This is a genomic window from Propioniciclava sinopodophylli (assembly GCF_004324755.1).
Classification (GTDB): domain Bacteria; phylum Actinomycetota; class Actinomycetes; order Propionibacteriales; family Propionibacteriaceae; genus Propioniciclava; species Propioniciclava sinopodophylli.
The window spans coordinates 33,290-47,573 of the sequence record NZ_SDMQ01000009.1 but is presented as its reverse complement, the minus strand read 5'-3'; the positions used below and the strand labels follow the sequence as shown (position 1 = coordinate 47,573).

Genomic DNA, 14,284 nt, shown 5'->3' with positions numbered 1-14,284 from the left:
TCCACGTCATCCTCCCTCGCCGGGCGACCCGCTGCCCGGCACGACGGGGGTGCCGGGCAGCGGGGGGCGGTCGCGGACGGGATCAGGGCTTGTTCCAGTACGTGTAGCAGGTGTACGCGGCACCTGCCCACGAGGAGGCGCGCGACCAGTACCCGGCATTCGCGTAGTCGGTGTCGTACGCGCGGGAGATCATGGCCGTCGAGGAGTGGTAGGCCGAGTTGTGCTTGTAGTCGGAGTAGCAGGTCTTCGGCGGCCAGATCTGCAGGTAGGAGCCGTAGCTCCACGTGCCGCCACCCACGGTGGCGGTGGCTGCTTGGGCGCCGGCGGCCGCGCCGCCGGCGAGGATGGCGGTCGCGGCGGCGATGGCCGCTCCTGTGCGGATGGTGCTTCCCTTCATGGTGTCTCCTGTTGTTGGGGGGTAGGGACGAGCTCAGGTTAGGGACAGCGGCGCCCGGCGCGGAACGGGCGCGGGGCAGGTTCCGTCGAAAGTCGAGGCGCTCCGGCCAAGAGACGTCGTACCAAAGAACGACGGCTACCGTGGGGCCATGGCCCTGCCCGAGCGCTTCCGCCCGACCACCACGCCCTTCACCGACCCGGCCCAGGTGCTGGTCGGCCCCACCTGGCGCATCACGGTGCTCACCGAACGGCTGCTGCGGCTGGAGTGGTCCGATGACGGCCAGTTCGAGGACCGGGCGACCCAGGTGGTGTGGAACCGCGACCTCCCCGCGGTGCCGTACGAGGTGTCCCACGACGGCGACGCGCTCCAGCTGTCCACGCGGGGCCTGCAGCTGTCCTGGGACGGCCGGCGCTTCTCCCCCGGCGGCCTGCAGGTCCGCCAGCCCGGCGTCCGCGACTGGCGCAGCGTGTGGCACTACGGCGACCCCGAGACCGTGCAGGAGCGCGAGGCCGGCTGGCACGTCGGCAACCTCGGCGGCACGGCCCGCACCCTCGACGAGGCCGACGGCGCCGTCCCGCTGGAGAAGGGGTTGGTCAGCGCCTTCGGGTTCGCGACCCTGGACGACTCCGGCTCGCTCGCGCTGGACGACGACGGCTGGCCCACCCCGCGCGAGGGCGAGGTCGACCTCTACCTGTTCGTGCACGGCTACGACGCGCCCGCCGCGCTGCGCGACTTCCACGCCCTCACCGGCCCCACGCCGCTGCTGCCCCGCTGGGCGCTGGGCAACTGGTGGTCGCGCTACCACCCCTACACCTCCGGCGAGTACGTCGCCCTCATGGACCGGTTCGCCGACGAGGGCCTGCCGTTCTCCGTCGCGGTCATCGACATGGACTGGCACTGGGTCGACATCGACCCACGCCACGGCTCGGGCTGGACCGGCTTCTCCTGGAACACCGACCTCATCGGCGACCCGGAGGCGTTCCTGGCCGCCCTGCACGCCCGCGGCCTCACGGTCTCGCTCAACCTCCACCCAGCCGACGGAGTCCGCTCGTTCGAGGACGCCTACCCGCGCCTCGCGCGCCGCCTGGGACTCGACCCCGACGCCGGCGAGCCGATCCGCTTCGACGTGGCCTCCCCAACCTTCATGCAGGCCTACTTCGAGGAGGTCCTGCACCCGCTGGAGGCCCAGGGCGTCGACTTCTGGTGGGTCGACTGGCAGCAGGGCGGCGCCTCGTCGATCCCCGGCCTGGACCCCCTGTGGCTGCTCAACCACCTGCACTTCCTGGACAGCGGACGCGACGGGCGGCGTCCGATCACGTTCAGCCGGTACGCCGGACCGGGGTCGCACCGCTACCCCATCGGCTTCTCCGGCGACACGGTCACCACGTGGGAGTCGCTGCACTTCCAGCCGTGGTTCACCGCGACAGCGGCCAACATCGGCTACGGCTGGTGGAGCCACGACATCGGCGGGCACATGTTCGGCGAGCGGGACGACGAGATGGTCGCCCGCTGGTTCCAGTTGGGCACGTGGTCGCCGATCAACCGGCTGCACTCCACCTCCAGCCCGTTCCAGGGCAAGGAGCCGTGGAAGTTCGGAGCCGAGGCCCGGGCCGTCATGGCGGACGCGCTCCGCCTGCGGCACCGCCTCCTGCCGTACCTGCACACGATGAACGAGCGCGCCCATCGCCTCGCCGAGCCGCTCGTGCGGCCCGTCTACCACGCCGACCCGCGGCCGGAGTCGGTGCTGCCGGGCTCGGGCGCGTTCCTGTTCGGCACCGGCCTGCTGGTGGCTCCCCTGACGACCCCGGCCGACCGGCGGACGCGGCGGGCCTCGGTCACGACGTGGCTGCCCGAGGGCACCTGGCACGACTGGTACTCGGGGCTGCGCTACACCGGCGGCCGCTTCGTCACGTTCCGCCGGCCCCTGGAGACCTACCCGGTGCTGGCCCGATCGGGCACGATCGTGCCGCTCGTCGACGGCGACGACCTGTCGGTGGCCAACCCCGCCGCCCTGCACGTCCGGGTGTTCGCCGGCGCCGACGGCGAGTTCGTGCTCTACGAGGACGACGACGGCGGCGAGCCCGCCGCCTGCCGCACGCGGCTGTCGTGGAACCAGGCCGACGGGACGTTCGCGATCGACCCTGTGGTGGGCGACGCCTCGGTGCTGCCGGACCTCCGCCGCTGGCGGGTGTCGGTGACGGGCCTGGCCCCCTCCGGCACAGGCGCGGCGTCGGAGGCGAGGACCACCTACGACAACGCGACCGGCACCGTGACCGTCGACCTGGGCGTCGTGGACCCGGCCGTCGGGGCGTCCTTCGACCTCGCGCTCCGCTCGGCGTCCGACCAGCGCCTGGACGAACGATTGTTCGCGCTCGTCCACGACCTGCAGGTGGGCTACATCGACAAGCACGCCCTGTGGGAGTTCCTCGAGGCCAACCCCGGCCGGGTGGCCCGCGTGGCGGGGCTGGCGAGCCTCCCGATCGCAGACGACATCAGGGACGTCGTGGGCGAGCTGCTGTTGGCCGACCTCGCCGCCGAGGCGTCGTCGACGTCAGCCGAGCCCGGGCCGTAGGTCGCTCGGACGGAAGCGGCGGCGGCGGTGGATCACGGCCACGAGCAGGCCGAGACTTGAGGCGAACAACACGCCCATGAGGGCCAGGTCGGCCACCAACCGGTCGAGCGGTCCGCCGGAGATGGCGATCCGGAACGCGTCGATGGTGTAGGTCATCGGCATGAGGTGGCCGATCCACGCGAAGAACGGCGGCAGCAGCTCGGGCGGATAGGTCCCCCCGGTCGACGTGAGCTGGTGGTCGGACGCGGTGCGCCCGACACGGCGGCCAGCCTGCAGGCGCACATCCGGGTCCTGCTGCGGGGCCTCGGCGTCCGCCTCGAGGGGGGTCAGCGCCCGTAGCGGCGCTCGCGGGAGGCGTAGTCACGCAGGGCGCGGAGGAAATCGACGCGCCGGAAATCGGGCCACAGTGCCTCGCAGAAGTAGAACTCACTGTGCGCGGACTGCCACATCAGGAACCCCGACATCCGCTGCTCACCCGAGGTGCGGATGATGAGGTCGGGGTCCGGGTCGCCCGCGGTGTAGAGGTGCTCGGCGATGTCGTCGATGTCGAGGCTGGCCGCGACGTCCTCGATGCTGGCGCCGCGTCGCGCCTCCTCGGCCAGGAGCTTGCGCACGGCGTCCCGCAGCTCGTGGCGCCCGCCGTAGGCGATGGCGACGTTGATCTGGAGCCCGCCCACCGAGGCCGTGTCGAACTCGGCGGCGCGGAGGGCGTCCGTCATGGTCTCGGGGAGGAGCGTGGCGTCGCCGACCAGCTTCAGGCGCCACCGGCCCGTCTCGGCCAGGTCGACGAACAGGCGTTCGATGACGCCGAGGAGAGTGACGACGTCGTCCTCGTTGCGGGCGAGGTTCTCGGTGGAGAGCACCCACAGCGTCACCACGCCGAGGCCCACCTCGTCGCACCACTCGACGAACTGCTTCAGCTTGTCGGCACCTGCCTGGTAGCCGACTTCGTAGGGCTGGCCCGGGGCGTTCAGCCGGGCCCAGCGGCGGTTGCCGTCGGCGAGGACGGCCACATGGCGGGGCAGGCGGTCCCGGTCCAGCTCGGCGAGCAGCCGCTGCTCGTAGGTGGAGTAGAGCAGCCCGGCGGGGTGCAGCCGGTCGGCCACCTCGCGGGCTCGTTCGACCCAGGACATGGGTGCGAGCCTATCGGGGGACGACGTTGCGCAGCGGTTGGCCTGACCCCAGCCGGGCCAGGTTGTCGTTGATCAGCTCGTCGCTTCCGTGCGCGACGCCCCCGGCGACGTGCGGGACGAGGATGCAGTTGCGGGCGCCCCACAGGGGTCCGTCGGCCGGGTAGGGCTCGGGATCGGCCACGTCGAGGGCCGCGCCGCCGAGCTCGCCGGCGTTGAGCGCCGCGGCCAGGGCGTCGTTGTCGACCGTGGTGCCGCGGCCCACGTTGACCACCCAGGCGTGGTTCGGGAGAAGGGCCATGCGGTCGGCATCGAGCGCGTGATGGGTGCTGTCGTCGTGGGGCAGGACCATCACCAGGACGTCGGTCCCCGTCAGCAGGCGCGGCAGGTCGGCGTCGGTGAAGACTTCGAAGCCGCCACGCTCCCCCGCCGTGGTCGCGATGCCGCGCACCCGGGCGCCGACGGCCGTGAACAGGCGGGCAACCTGCTCGCCGATCGCCCCGAAGCCCCACACGAGGACGTCGGTGTCGATGAGCGAACCCAGGCGTCCGGTCGGGTGGAGCTCGCGCCAGGTGCCGTACTCCTCGTAGGCCCAGTGGCGCTCCCGCTGGGCTGCGAGCATGCCGGGCAGGCGCAGGATCCCCGCGAGGGTCAGGGCCAGCGCGGTCTCGGCGACCGTGTACGTGTGCAGGCCGCGCCCGTTGGTGATGGTGACTCCGGGCCCGAACCCGGCGGCAAGCACCCCGTCCGGCCCCGCGGCCAGCGTCTGCACCCAGCGCAGCCCGGACGCCTCGGCGGCCAGGTGGTCGGCCACCCGGGTCCGGCCGCCGACGAGGATCGCCGCGTCGGCGTCCAGGTGCTCGGCGGGGACGGGCTCGCGCTCGTCGACGGGGACGACCTCGACCCCGTCCGGGGGCTCGAACTCGAAGGGGGCGTTCGTGGTGGCGAGGATCTTCACGGGTCCCAAACTACCCCGTGACGGCACCCCGGACCCCGGGGCTGCGAGCGTGAGTTGTGCCGCACCACAGCGTGGGTTAGCCTTACCTACGTGACCGTAACTTACGCTTCGTCAAGTAAGGAGGCGACTGTGAATGACGTGCCCCCCAAGCCGCGCCTCCGCGGGTGGTTCCACCTCGGCATGGCCCCGGTCGTGCAACTGGCGAGCCTCATCCTGATCGTGGTCGCGCCCAGCCTCATCGCGCGCATCAGCATCGCGATCTACCTCGTGGGCGCCACCCTGCTGTTCGCCACCTCGGCCATCTACCACCGGGGCACCTGGTCGCCGCGCATGGGCGGGTTCCTGCGCCGCCTCGACCACGCCAACATCTTCGTCTTCATCGCCGGCACCTACACTCCCCTGGCGCTGCTGCTCCTCGACGCCGGCCACGCCACCGTGCTGCTGACACTCATCTGGGCCATCGCCGCCTTCGGCATCGCGTTCAAGCTCGGCTGGATGGGCGCTCCCCGCTGGCTCTACACCGGCCTCTACATCGCGATGGGCTGGGTGGCGGTCGGCTGGCTGATCCCGTTCTGGAACGCCGGCGGCCCGCTCATCGTGGCGCTGATCATCGCGGGCGGCCTGATCTACTCCGCGGGCGCGGTCGTCTACGCGCGCAAACGCCCCGACCCCGCCCCGGCCTGGTTCGGGTACCACGAGGTGTTCCACGTGGCCACCGTCGTCGCGGCGCTGTGCCACTTCGCGGCGATCGCGATCATCACCCTGCGCTGAGGGCCGGACGCCTCACGCGCGCGACCACAGCGCGGCGCGCAGCTCCTGCACGGTGGACGCCGGCGGGAACGACACCCCGCCGCGCCGCACGTGGACGACCTGGGCGAGCGGTACGACCTCGTGCTCGTCGTACTCGTCCGACTCCACTTCGACCTGCCCCGACCCACCGATGCGCGCGTGCGTGAGCTTGGACTCGGTCGCCGGTGCGCTCGGTGCCGCGCCGTCCACCTCGAACCAGCGGCCGAACCCGGTCGTGCCCGGACGCCCCGACAGCACCACGGTGCCGGCCGGGGCCATCCGCCACGCGGCGCGGGCAGCGTCGTTCAGCGGATCGCCGGCCTCGTCCAGCACCACGGCGACGGCCGGGCGCAGACCCTTGCGGGCCTCGTCGGCAGCGAGCAGGTCCGTCAACGCGGCGGACGCGTGGCGCGGCGACGCGGCGACCGTGCCCCACGTGGTCCGGGCGGCCGCGTCGGCGCGCGAGGTGAAGTCGGTGCGGCCGGCCAACAGGCCGACGCTGCGCAGGGCGGTGACCAGCGCCATCGTGCCCGAGGGGGTCGGATTGTCCTGCACGTCGCGCGGGCGGGTGAAGAGTCCCTCACCCGAGGCGTCGTAGAAGCCGCCGTCGTCGGCGGCGAAGGCCGCCACCGCGGCGTCCAGCACCGCGACCGCCCGCTCGAGCCAGACCGGCTCACCGAGCACGCCCGCGAGCAGCCCGAAGGCGTGCGCGACGGCGCCGTGGTCCTCGGCGACGCCCGCGGCGTCCCCGACCACCCCGTCGAGGGAGGTGCGCCGCAGCGCGCCGTCCACCCAGTGGGTCGACCACAGGTAGTCCGCGGCCCGCTCGGCCAGCGCGATCCATTCCCGCTCGCCGAAGACCATGCCGGCCCACAGCAGCGACTCGATCGCCCAGCCGTTCCAGGCTGCGACGACCTTGCCGTCGCGCGGCGGCTCGAAGCGGCTGGCGCGCACCTCGAGCAGGCGGCGGGAGACGGATTCGAGGCGCTCGACGTCCGGCGCCCCGCGCAGCTGCAGGGTGGACAGCCCGTGCTCGAAGGTGCCGTCCTTGGTGACGTGGAAGACCGTGCCCGCCCAGTCGGCATCCTCCTCGCCGAGCGCGTCGACGAGCAGGGAGGGGTTCCACACGTAGTAGATGCCCTCGTGGGCCATGCCACGGATGTCGGCGGAGTCGGCGTCCAGCGACGCGGCGAAGCCGCCGCCCTCGACGACCATCTCGCGCTCCAGCCAGCCGACGATGCCGCGGACGACCCGCTCGAAGAGCCAGCGCAGGCCGGCCTCATGTTGCGGCGTCCGGCGCCAGCCGCGGACGTAGGAGCCCAGCAGCAGCGCGTTGTCGTACAGCATCTTCTCGAAGTGCGGCACGACCCAGCCGGCGTCGACGGCGTACCGGTGGAAGCCGCCACCGACCTGGTCGTGAATGCCGCCGCGCGCCATCGCCTCCAGGGTGCGCTGCGCGAGGTCGAGCGTGCCCGCCTCGCCCTTGACCAGCAGCGCGTCCACGAGCATCGGCGCGGGGAACTTCGGCGCGCCGCCGAACCCGCCGTGCAGGAGGTCGAAGTCGGCGCTGACGGCGTCCAGCAGGTCCCACACCACGGGCGCGGCGGACGCCGTGGGCAGGGTGTTGATCTGCTCCAGTTGCTCCACGATCGCGGACGCCGAGGCCAGCACCTCGTCCTGCCGGTCGCGCCAGGCCTCGCCGAGCGCGGTGACGACCTGGGTGAAGGACGGGAGGCCCGGCGTGGGCTCCGGCGGGTAGTAGGTGCCCGCGAAGAAGGGCTGGCCCTCGGGCGTGACGAAGACGGTCATCGGCCAGCCCCCGTGCCCGGTCAGCGCCTGGGTGACCCGCATGTGGACGGCGTCGACGTCGGGACGCTCCTCGCGGTCGACCTTGATCGCGACGAAGTGCTCGTTCACCAGGGCCGCCGCCGCCGGGTCCTCGAACGACTCGTGCGCCATGACGTGGCACCAATGGCAGGCGGAGTAGCCGACCGAGACGAGCACCGGCACGTTGCGGCGGCGTGCCTCGGCGAAGGCCTCGGCGCCCCACGGCCACCAGTCGACCGGGTTGGCCGCGTGCTGCAGCAGGTACGGGCTGGTCTGTTCGGCGAGGCGGTTCGCCATCAGGTCGTCGGGCGGTCGTCGATGCGGGGGGCGTGGATGTCCACGCCCTCCTCCTCCGAGAACCGCGCAGCGCGCTTGAGGTGGCGCCGCATCGAGAACCACAGGATGGTCAGCAGCACCAACAAGATGACGGCCGCACCGAGAGGCGCCCAGCTGGGCGCGAGCTCGCGCCCTAGATCGAATAGAACCACGCGTCCACCCTATCCGGGGAATGCGCATCGAGCCCTGCGAAAAGGTCCTCCTCGGGCAGGGACGTCGCCACGCGCGACTTCGCGAGCTGGTAGTCCTCGGTCGGCCAGGCCTTCTGCTGCACCGACAGCGGCACCGCGAACCAGAAGCCGTCCGGGTCCACCTGGGTGGCGTGGGCGCGCAGGGCGTCGTCGCGGAGGGGGTAATAGTCGCTGCACGGCACGAAGGTGGTGAGGCGCTCGGCCTGGGAAGGGTCCTCGGGCCAGTCGGCGAGGCGCTCGCGGTAGGGCGACTCCAACCCGTGCTCGTGCATGGCGGCGTCCAGGGCCACAGCCCGCTCGCGGTGGAAGGTCATGTGGTAGTAGACCTTCGCGACCGGCCACGGGGTGCCCTCGACGTCGGCGTCCGCGTCGGCGGCCAGGTCGACCGCGCGCATCGTCACCTTGTGGTTCTGGATGTGGTCGGGGTGCGGGTAGCCGCCGTTCTCGTCGTAGGTGGTCACGACGTGGGGGCGGAAGTCGCGCATGATCGCGGCCAGCGCGGCGCCGGCCTCGTCCACGTCGGCCAGCGCGAAGCAGCCGTCCGGAAGCGGCGGGAGCGGGTCGCCCTGCGGCAGGCCCGAGTCGACGTAGCCCAGCCAACGCTGCTCGACGCCGAGGATCGCACGGGCGGCGTCCATCTCGGCCGAGCGCAGCGCGGTGATGTTGGCCCAGTTCTCGGGGGTGTCCATGTTCGGGTTGAGGATGTCGCCGCGCTCTCCGCCGGTGCAGGTGACGACGAGCACCCGGACGCCCTCGGCCACGTACTTGGCCACCGTCGCGGCGCCCTTGCTCGACTCGTCGTCGGGGTGCGCGTGCACGGCCATGAGGCGCAGTGGTTCGCCCGCGGCGTCCACGCGACGGGAAATCTGGGACATGCGCGCCATTGAACCACGGGCACAATGGCAGCCATGACCGCATCCGAGACCGACGCCCAGCGCATCGCGCGCCGCTACCCGCCCAGCCGGACGCCGAAGTGGCTCTGGATCGCGGTGGCGGTCCTCATGGCTGGCATCGGCGGCACGTGGTTGCTGTGGTCGGCGTTCGCGGGGGCGAACCCGCCGATCAGCGCGAAGATCGTGTCGTGGACGGTCACGTCCGACCAGACGATGGACGTGCGCGTCACCACCCAGCGCCCCGACCCCACCCGTCCGGCCGTCTGCACCGTGGCCGCGCAGGCCGAGTCCTACGAGACCGTCGGCCAGTACGACATCGAGCTCGGCACCGGGACGCAGGAGCTGGAGGACCACGACATCGTGATCCGCACATTCAAGCGACCCACCTCGGTCAAGATCCTCGCCTGCGCGCCCCGCTGATAGGCTGGTCGAATGTCTGAAGCAGCTCACTCCACCGTGTGGCTCACCCAGGAGGCGTTCGACAAGCTCTCCGCTGAGCTCGAACAACTCAAGGGCGAGGGCCGCCGCGCTGTGTCGGCCAAGATCGCCCAGGCCCGAGACGAGGGCGACCTCTCCGAGAACGGCGGCTACCACGCTGCCCGGGAGGAGCAGGGCCAGCAGGAGGCCCGCATCCGCCAGCTCGAGGCGATGCTCCGGGACGCCCAGATCGGCGAGGCCCCCGCGTCGGCCAAGGAGGTCACGCCGGGCATGACCGTGACCATCTGCTACGACGGCGACACCGACGACACCGACACGTTCCTGTTGGGCTCGCGCGAGCTCATGGGCGTGACGGACACCGAGGTCGAGGTCTTCAGCCCCCAGTCGCCGCTCGGCGCCGCGGTCGTCGGCGCCAAGAAGGGCGAGACGGTCTCCTACGAGGCTCCCACCGGCAAGACCATCGAGGTCACCGTCCTGGACTACGCGGTCTACACCGGCTGACGGGCGCTGGGCAGATCCCCGAGCTGCGAGTCCCTGCCCGCGCTCAGCGCAGGTTGTCCAGCAGGTCCGCGGCCACGGCCGGGGACAGTTGCCCCGCCGCCACCTGCGCCAGCACCTGGTCACAGACGGCGTCGCTCGTCGCCGCACGGGGTTCGGACGCCGTGGGCTGCGGCTCGGGCGTTGCCCGTGGCCCCGGCGCGTCGCCGCCTGCGCCGCTCACGTCGGGCTCGTCGCCCGACTCATCCGCCGACGCCTCCGCCAGCCAGCCCAGCCGGTCGAGCACGTCGTTGAAGCGGGCGCGCGCGGTCGGGTAGGAGACCCCGAGATGGGCCTGTAGCTCCTTCAGGTTGCCGCGCGAAGTCAGGAACACTTTGAGCAGCTCGTGGTCGGCGTCGTCGAGGGCGCAGTAGGCACACGGCGCGAACTGGCCCACCAGCTCGGTGCCGCACCCGCTGCAGCCCAGGCGCGTGGTGACCAGATCGGCCCCGCAGACCGGGCAGTCGGACAGGGCGCGGTGGAGGTGGCTCACGCGTCCGCCCTCTTCACCGTCGCCGAGCCCATGACGACCTCGAGGTCCAGGCGGGCGATGCCGTTGCCGAAGACGACCTCATCGGGGGCACCGCCGTCGTCGGGCCAGACGACCCGGCCCAGCTGCGTGCTGGACCTGACGGTCACCGACGCCCGGGGCGCCAGCGTCACGGTGAGGGCGCCCGACTCGATCTTGACCCGCGAGCGGCCCACATTGATGGGGCCCTCAACCGAGCCGGAGCCGGCCTGGACGAGGGCGTCCGCGATGCGGCGGACGCCCTTGATGTCCGCGCCGCCGGCGGTGACGCGCACGCGGCCGAGGAACGGGACCCCGGTGACGGCCAGGCTGCCGGCGGTGAGCTCGACGTCGACCTCGATGGCGGGATTGACCCGCACCGTGAGGCCGCGGGCGAAGGTGAGGCCGCGCAGGTCGTCCAGGCTCTTCGGCGGGTTGAGGACGCTGAAGCCCTCCAGCTTGGGGCCGACCTCGCCGTCGGCGGAGATCTCGAGCACCTCGCCCTGGCGGCGCAGGACATGCTCGCCGGTGACGGACGCCGTGGCCACGGCCGGGTCGCCGACGATGGTGACGCGGCGGCCCAGCGCGCGGATGGTGACGCGATCGGTGCCCTTGACGCCGGTGGGCCCGTCGGGCTCGCCAACGGGGTCGGGTTCACCGGCGGCGGCACCCGCACGGGCAGCCTCGATACGGCGGGCCGCCTCGGCGGCGTCGATGGTGCCGGCGGCGAGGTCGGCGAGGATCTTGGTGAGGTCGGGGTCACTCATGACACAAATGGTAAGCCAGCCTTGCCATTCCCGAAACCTTTCACCTCCCTGACGCCACCCTGATCCGCCGAGGGCTTGGGTCCAGGCCGCCGAGGGCTTGGGTTCAGCCCGCCGAGGGCTTGGGTCCAGGCCGCCGAGGGCTTGGGTTCAGCCCGCCGAGGGCTTGAGTTCAGCCCGCCGAGGGCTTGCCCTCAGACGGAGACCGTCGGCTCCGGCGTCCGCAACGCCCGCAGAAAGGCGACACCGAACGCCAGCACGGGGATCGCCACCAGCGCGCCGAGGATGCCGGAGATGATGCCGCCGGCCGTGATGCCCAGCAGGACGGCCAGCGGGTGCAGGTCGACGGCCGACCCCATGACCAACGGCTGGAGGAAGGTGCTCTCTACCTGCATGACGCCGATGACCGCGGCCAGCATGATGAGCGCGGAGACCCAACCGTGGGTGACGAGAGCCAGCACGACCGCGACTGCGCCGGCCACAGTGGCGCCGACGATCGGGATGAACGACAGGAAGAAGGTGAGCGCGAACAGCGCCGCCACGAGCGGTACCTGCAGGAGCAGCGCGGCGAGAGCGACGCCCGCGGCGTCCACCAGGGCGACGATGACGGCCGAACGCATGTAGGCGACCAGCGACGTCCAGCCGCGGAGGGCGGCGCGGTCTACCGGGGCGCGGTAGTGCTTGGGCACGAGCACCTCGACGGAGCCGGCGAAGATGCGGCGTCCCTGGTAGGCGAAGAAGAAGGCGGCGACCAGGGCGGTGGCCAGGCCGGCGAAGAAGCTGCCGAACGCCGCGCCGAAGGACGCGGCGGCGCTGGCAAGCGAGGACGCCTGGCCCTGCAGCCAAGCGGTGCCCTGGGCGATCCACTCGTTGAGGCGGGCGTCGTCGATGCCGAACGGCAGGGTGCCCAGCCAGGCGACCAGGGCCTGGAAGCCCTCGCGGGACTGGTCGAGGAGTTCGGGCCACTCGGCGGCGACCTGTTGTCCGACGAAGCCCAGCAGCCCGAGCACGATGATGACCAGGCCGAGCAACGACACAATCGCCGCGAGCGCGGGGGGCCACTTCCACTTCTTGAGCTGGGTGGTGACCGGGAAGAGCATGGCCGCCAGCAGGATCGCCATGCCGACCGGCACGGTGATCTGCGAGAAGAAGGACAGGACGCGGTAGACCGCATAGACGGCGACTCCGATGAAGATGAGCCTCCAGGCGTAGCCGGCCGCTACGGTCACGCCGCGCGGGATGTCGGGTTCCAGCGAGGCCTTCGGCTCGGCGGGCTCGGCCGGTACGGGCACCTGGACGATGATCGGCTCGGCGGGGCGGGGTTCAGGGCCGAGCAGGCGGCGCAGGACAGGCATCAAGGACACGGGGCACTCCTTCTTTCCGCTCGACAGCGTATCTGCCGACAGCCCCGGCTCTGTGGGCCGACAGCCCCGCCACCGTCCGCCGACAGCCCCGCTAGCCTGACCCCGTGACCGCACGCCCGCTGAACGAGTTGATCACACCCGACTGGGCGGACGCCCTCGCCCCCGTCGCTGAACACGTGGCAGCGATGGGTGCGTTCCTGCGCGAGGAAGTCGCCGCCGGGCGGTCCTACCTGCCCGCCGGTGAAAACGTCTTGCGTGCCTTCACCCGACCACTCGCGGACGTCCGCGTGCTGATCGTCGGCCAGGACCCCTACCCCACCCCGGGCCACGCTGTCGGCCTGTCGTTCTCGGTCGCCCGGGACGTCCGCCCCATCCCCCGGTCGCTCCAGAACATCTATGCCGAACTGCACTCCGACCTCGGCATCCCGCCCGCCGAACACGGCGACCTGAGTGCCTGGTTCGAGCGTGGCGTCCTGCTGCTGAACCGTAGCCTGACCGTTCGCCCCGGGGCGCCGGCGTCCCACCGCGGGAAGGGCTGGGAGGTCGTGACGGACGCCGCCATCGACGCCCTCGTCGAGCGCGGCGGGCCTCTCGTCGCCATCCTCTGGGGCAAGGACGCCCAAGCCTTGGGCCCGCGGCTCGGCGACGTCCCGCTCATCGGGTCGGCCCACCCCTCCCCCATGGCCGCTCGGTACGGGTTCTTCGGGTCACGCCCCTTCAGCCGTGCCAACGAGGCCCTGGCCGAACAGGGCGCGGATCCGATCGACTGGCGCCTCCCCTGATGCCGTAGGGGCCGTCGGCACACAACACCGGGGCCGTCGGCACACTAACCCGGGGCTCTCGGCACACAACACCGGGGCTCTCGGCGGTTGGGGGTCAGGTGAAGAGGGACTGGACGAGGTCGACGGTGAGGGCGTCCAGGTCGTCGATGACCGCGTGGGCGCGGGCGAGGACGTCCGGGGCGGGAGGGTGGAACCGCGGCGGGACGGCCACGACCCTCATGCCGGCCGCCAGGGCCGACTTGAGCCCGTTGGTGGAGTCCTCGATCGCCAGCGTCGCCGCCGGATCCACACGCAGCGCGTCGCAGGCGGCCAGGAAACCGTCGGGGTGGGGCTTGCCGCGCGCGACCTCCTCGGTCGAGACCACGACCGCCACCTTGTCCCGGACGCCCAAGAGCCCCAGGCCGGCCTCGATCAACACCCGCGGCGAGCTGGACGCCACAGCCAACGGGGCTATCTCCGCCATCCGGTTCACGGCGTCCACCGCCCCGTGCAGCACCGGGATCCGACCCTCGCGGTAGGCGTCCGCCATCGCGTCGATCGTCCGCCGTGCGACCTCCTCGGCCGACCCGAACAACCCCACCGTCTCGACGAGGTAGGCCGACCACTCGGGCGTGCTCATGCCCATCATCGCCTTGGTGGCCTCCTCCGGCCACGCCAGCCGGTCGGCCTCGGCCAACCCCCGACGCACCACGTCCCACTCCTGTTCGGAGTCGGTCAACGTGCCGTCCATGTCGAACACCACGGCCTGCAAGCGGCTCTCCATGACGCCATCCAACCAGCCGTGGCAACTTGTCGGAA

At 72.0% G+C, this 14,284-nt stretch carries 16 protein-coding genes; 5 read left to right on the top strand and 11 right to left on the bottom strand.

Annotated features, from left to right (window positions below; translation table 11 throughout):
- Positions 1 to 82: 82 nt before the first annotated feature.
- The gene (locus ET989_RS09790; RefSeq protein WP_131168407.1) at positions 83 to 397 is read right to left on the bottom strand and encodes a lactococcin 972 family bacteriocin; all 315 of its coding nucleotides are present in this window, start codon (positions 395 to 397) and stop codon (positions 83 to 85) included.
- Positions 398 to 545: 148 nt separating this feature from the next.
- On the opposite strand from ET989_RS09790, the gene ET989_RS09785 reads away from it, so the two are divergent.
- The gene (locus ET989_RS09785; RefSeq protein WP_131168406.1) at positions 546 to 2,969 is read left to right on the top strand and encodes a glycoside hydrolase family 31 protein; all 2,424 of its coding nucleotides are present in this window, start codon (positions 546 to 548) and stop codon (positions 2,967 to 2,969) included.
- On the opposite strand, the gene ET989_RS09780 is transcribed toward ET989_RS09785, so the two are convergent.
- Genes ET989_RS09780 through ET989_RS09770 form a run of 3 tightly spaced genes read right to left on the bottom strand, consistent with a single transcriptional unit; the run spans position 2,949 to position 5,057 of the window.
- Entirely contained in the window at positions 2,949 to 3,251 is a 303-nt protein-coding gene (locus ET989_RS09780; protein WP_131168404.1) for an ABC-2 transporter permease, read from the bottom strand. The two genes, ET989_RS09785 and ET989_RS09780, sit on opposite strands and share 21 nt — an antisense overlap.
- A gap of 44 nt (positions 3,252 to 3,295) precedes the next feature.
- Positions 3,296 to 4,102 carry a polyprenyl diphosphate synthase gene (uppS, locus tag ET989_RS09775; protein WP_131168401.1) on the bottom strand — a complete coding sequence of 269 codons (807 nt, stop codon included), beginning with the start codon at positions 4,100 to 4,102 and terminating at the stop codon, positions 3,296 to 3,298.
- Between the two features lie 10 nt (positions 4,103 to 4,112).
- Positions 4,113 to 5,057, bottom strand: a complete 945-nt coding sequence (locus tag ET989_RS09770) for an NAD(P)-dependent oxidoreductase (protein WP_131168399.1) — start codon at positions 5,055 to 5,057, stop codon at positions 4,113 to 4,115.
- 129 nt (positions 5,058 to 5,186) lie between these two features.
- On the opposite strand from ET989_RS09770, the gene trhA reads away from it, so the two are divergent.
- On the top strand, positions 5,187 to 5,828 hold the full coding sequence (gene trhA / locus ET989_RS09765) for a PAQR family membrane homeostasis protein TrhA (protein ID WP_241656299.1): 642 nt from the start codon (positions 5,187 to 5,189) through the stop codon (positions 5,826 to 5,828).
- A gap of 12 nt (positions 5,829 to 5,840) precedes the next feature.
- On the opposite strand, the gene ET989_RS09760 is transcribed toward trhA, so the two are convergent.
- From ET989_RS09760 to mca, 3 genes are read right to left on the bottom strand one after another with little or no spacing between them, the layout of a single operon-like run.
- Positions 5,841 to 7,970, bottom strand: coding sequence for a thioredoxin domain-containing protein (locus ET989_RS09760; RefSeq protein WP_131168396.1), 2,130 nt, complete (start codon positions 7,968 to 7,970; stop codon positions 5,841 to 5,843).
- A complete protein-coding gene (locus ET989_RS09755) occupies positions 7,970 to 8,161 on the bottom strand; it encodes a hypothetical protein (protein WP_131168395.1) in 192 nt (63 codons plus the stop codon). Before ET989_RS09755 ends, ET989_RS09760 begins: the two co-directional genes overlap by 1 nt.
- Positions 8,143 to 9,075: a mycothiol conjugate amidase Mca gene (gene mca, locus ET989_RS09750; RefSeq protein ID WP_206662300.1), complete on the bottom strand. Its 933-nt coding sequence runs from the start codon at positions 9,073 to 9,075 to the stop codon at positions 8,143 to 8,145. The genes ET989_RS09755 and mca overlap by 19 nt, the downstream gene beginning before the upstream one ends.
- Positions 9,076 to 9,108: 33 nt before the next feature.
- On the opposite strand from mca, the gene ET989_RS09745 reads away from it, so the two are divergent.
- Both ET989_RS09745 and greA read left to right on the top strand, forming a co-directional pair.
- On the top strand, positions 9,109 to 9,513 hold the full coding sequence (locus tag ET989_RS09745) for a DUF4307 domain-containing protein (protein WP_165490112.1): 405 nt from the start codon (positions 9,109 to 9,111) through the stop codon (positions 9,511 to 9,513).
- A gap of 12 nt (positions 9,514 to 9,525) precedes the next feature.
- Complete coding sequence (greA, locus tag ET989_RS09740; protein WP_131168390.1) at positions 9,526 to 10,032, top strand: transcription elongation factor GreA; 507 nt, start codon at positions 9,526 to 9,528, stop codon at positions 10,030 to 10,032.
- Between the two features lie 43 nt (positions 10,033 to 10,075).
- Here greA and ET989_RS09735 read toward each other — a convergent pair whose 3' ends face one another.
- The 3 genes from ET989_RS09735 to ET989_RS09725 form a co-directional block, all read right to left on the bottom strand.
- Positions 10,076 to 10,561, bottom strand: coding sequence for a DUF2089 domain-containing protein (locus ET989_RS09735; protein ID WP_131168388.1), 486 nt, complete (start codon positions 10,559 to 10,561; stop codon positions 10,076 to 10,078).
- The gene (locus ET989_RS09730; protein ID WP_131168386.1) at positions 10,558 to 11,343 is read right to left on the bottom strand and encodes a hypothetical protein; all 786 of its coding nucleotides are present in this window, start codon (positions 11,341 to 11,343) and stop codon (positions 10,558 to 10,560) included. Before ET989_RS09730 ends, ET989_RS09735 begins: the two co-directional genes overlap by 4 nt.
- A 191-nt stretch (positions 11,344 to 11,534) precedes the next feature.
- A complete protein-coding gene (locus ET989_RS09725; RefSeq protein WP_241656304.1) occupies positions 11,535 to 12,695 on the bottom strand; it encodes an AI-2E family transporter in 1,161 nt (386 codons plus the stop codon).
- A 113-nt stretch (positions 12,696 to 12,808) separates the two neighbouring features.
- Here ET989_RS09725 and ET989_RS09720 point away from each other — a divergent pair, with 113 nt between their 5' ends.
- Complete coding sequence (locus tag ET989_RS09720) at positions 12,809 to 13,486, top strand: uracil-DNA glycosylase (protein ID WP_131168382.1); 678 nt, start codon at positions 12,809 to 12,811, stop codon at positions 13,484 to 13,486.
- Positions 13,487 to 13,580: 94 nt separating this feature from the next.
- On the opposite strand, the gene ET989_RS09715 is transcribed toward ET989_RS09720, so the two are convergent.
- Entirely contained in the window at positions 13,581 to 14,249 is a 669-nt protein-coding gene (locus ET989_RS09715) for an HAD family hydrolase (RefSeq protein WP_165490111.1), read from the bottom strand.
- Positions 14,250 to 14,284 lie beyond the last annotated feature (35 nt).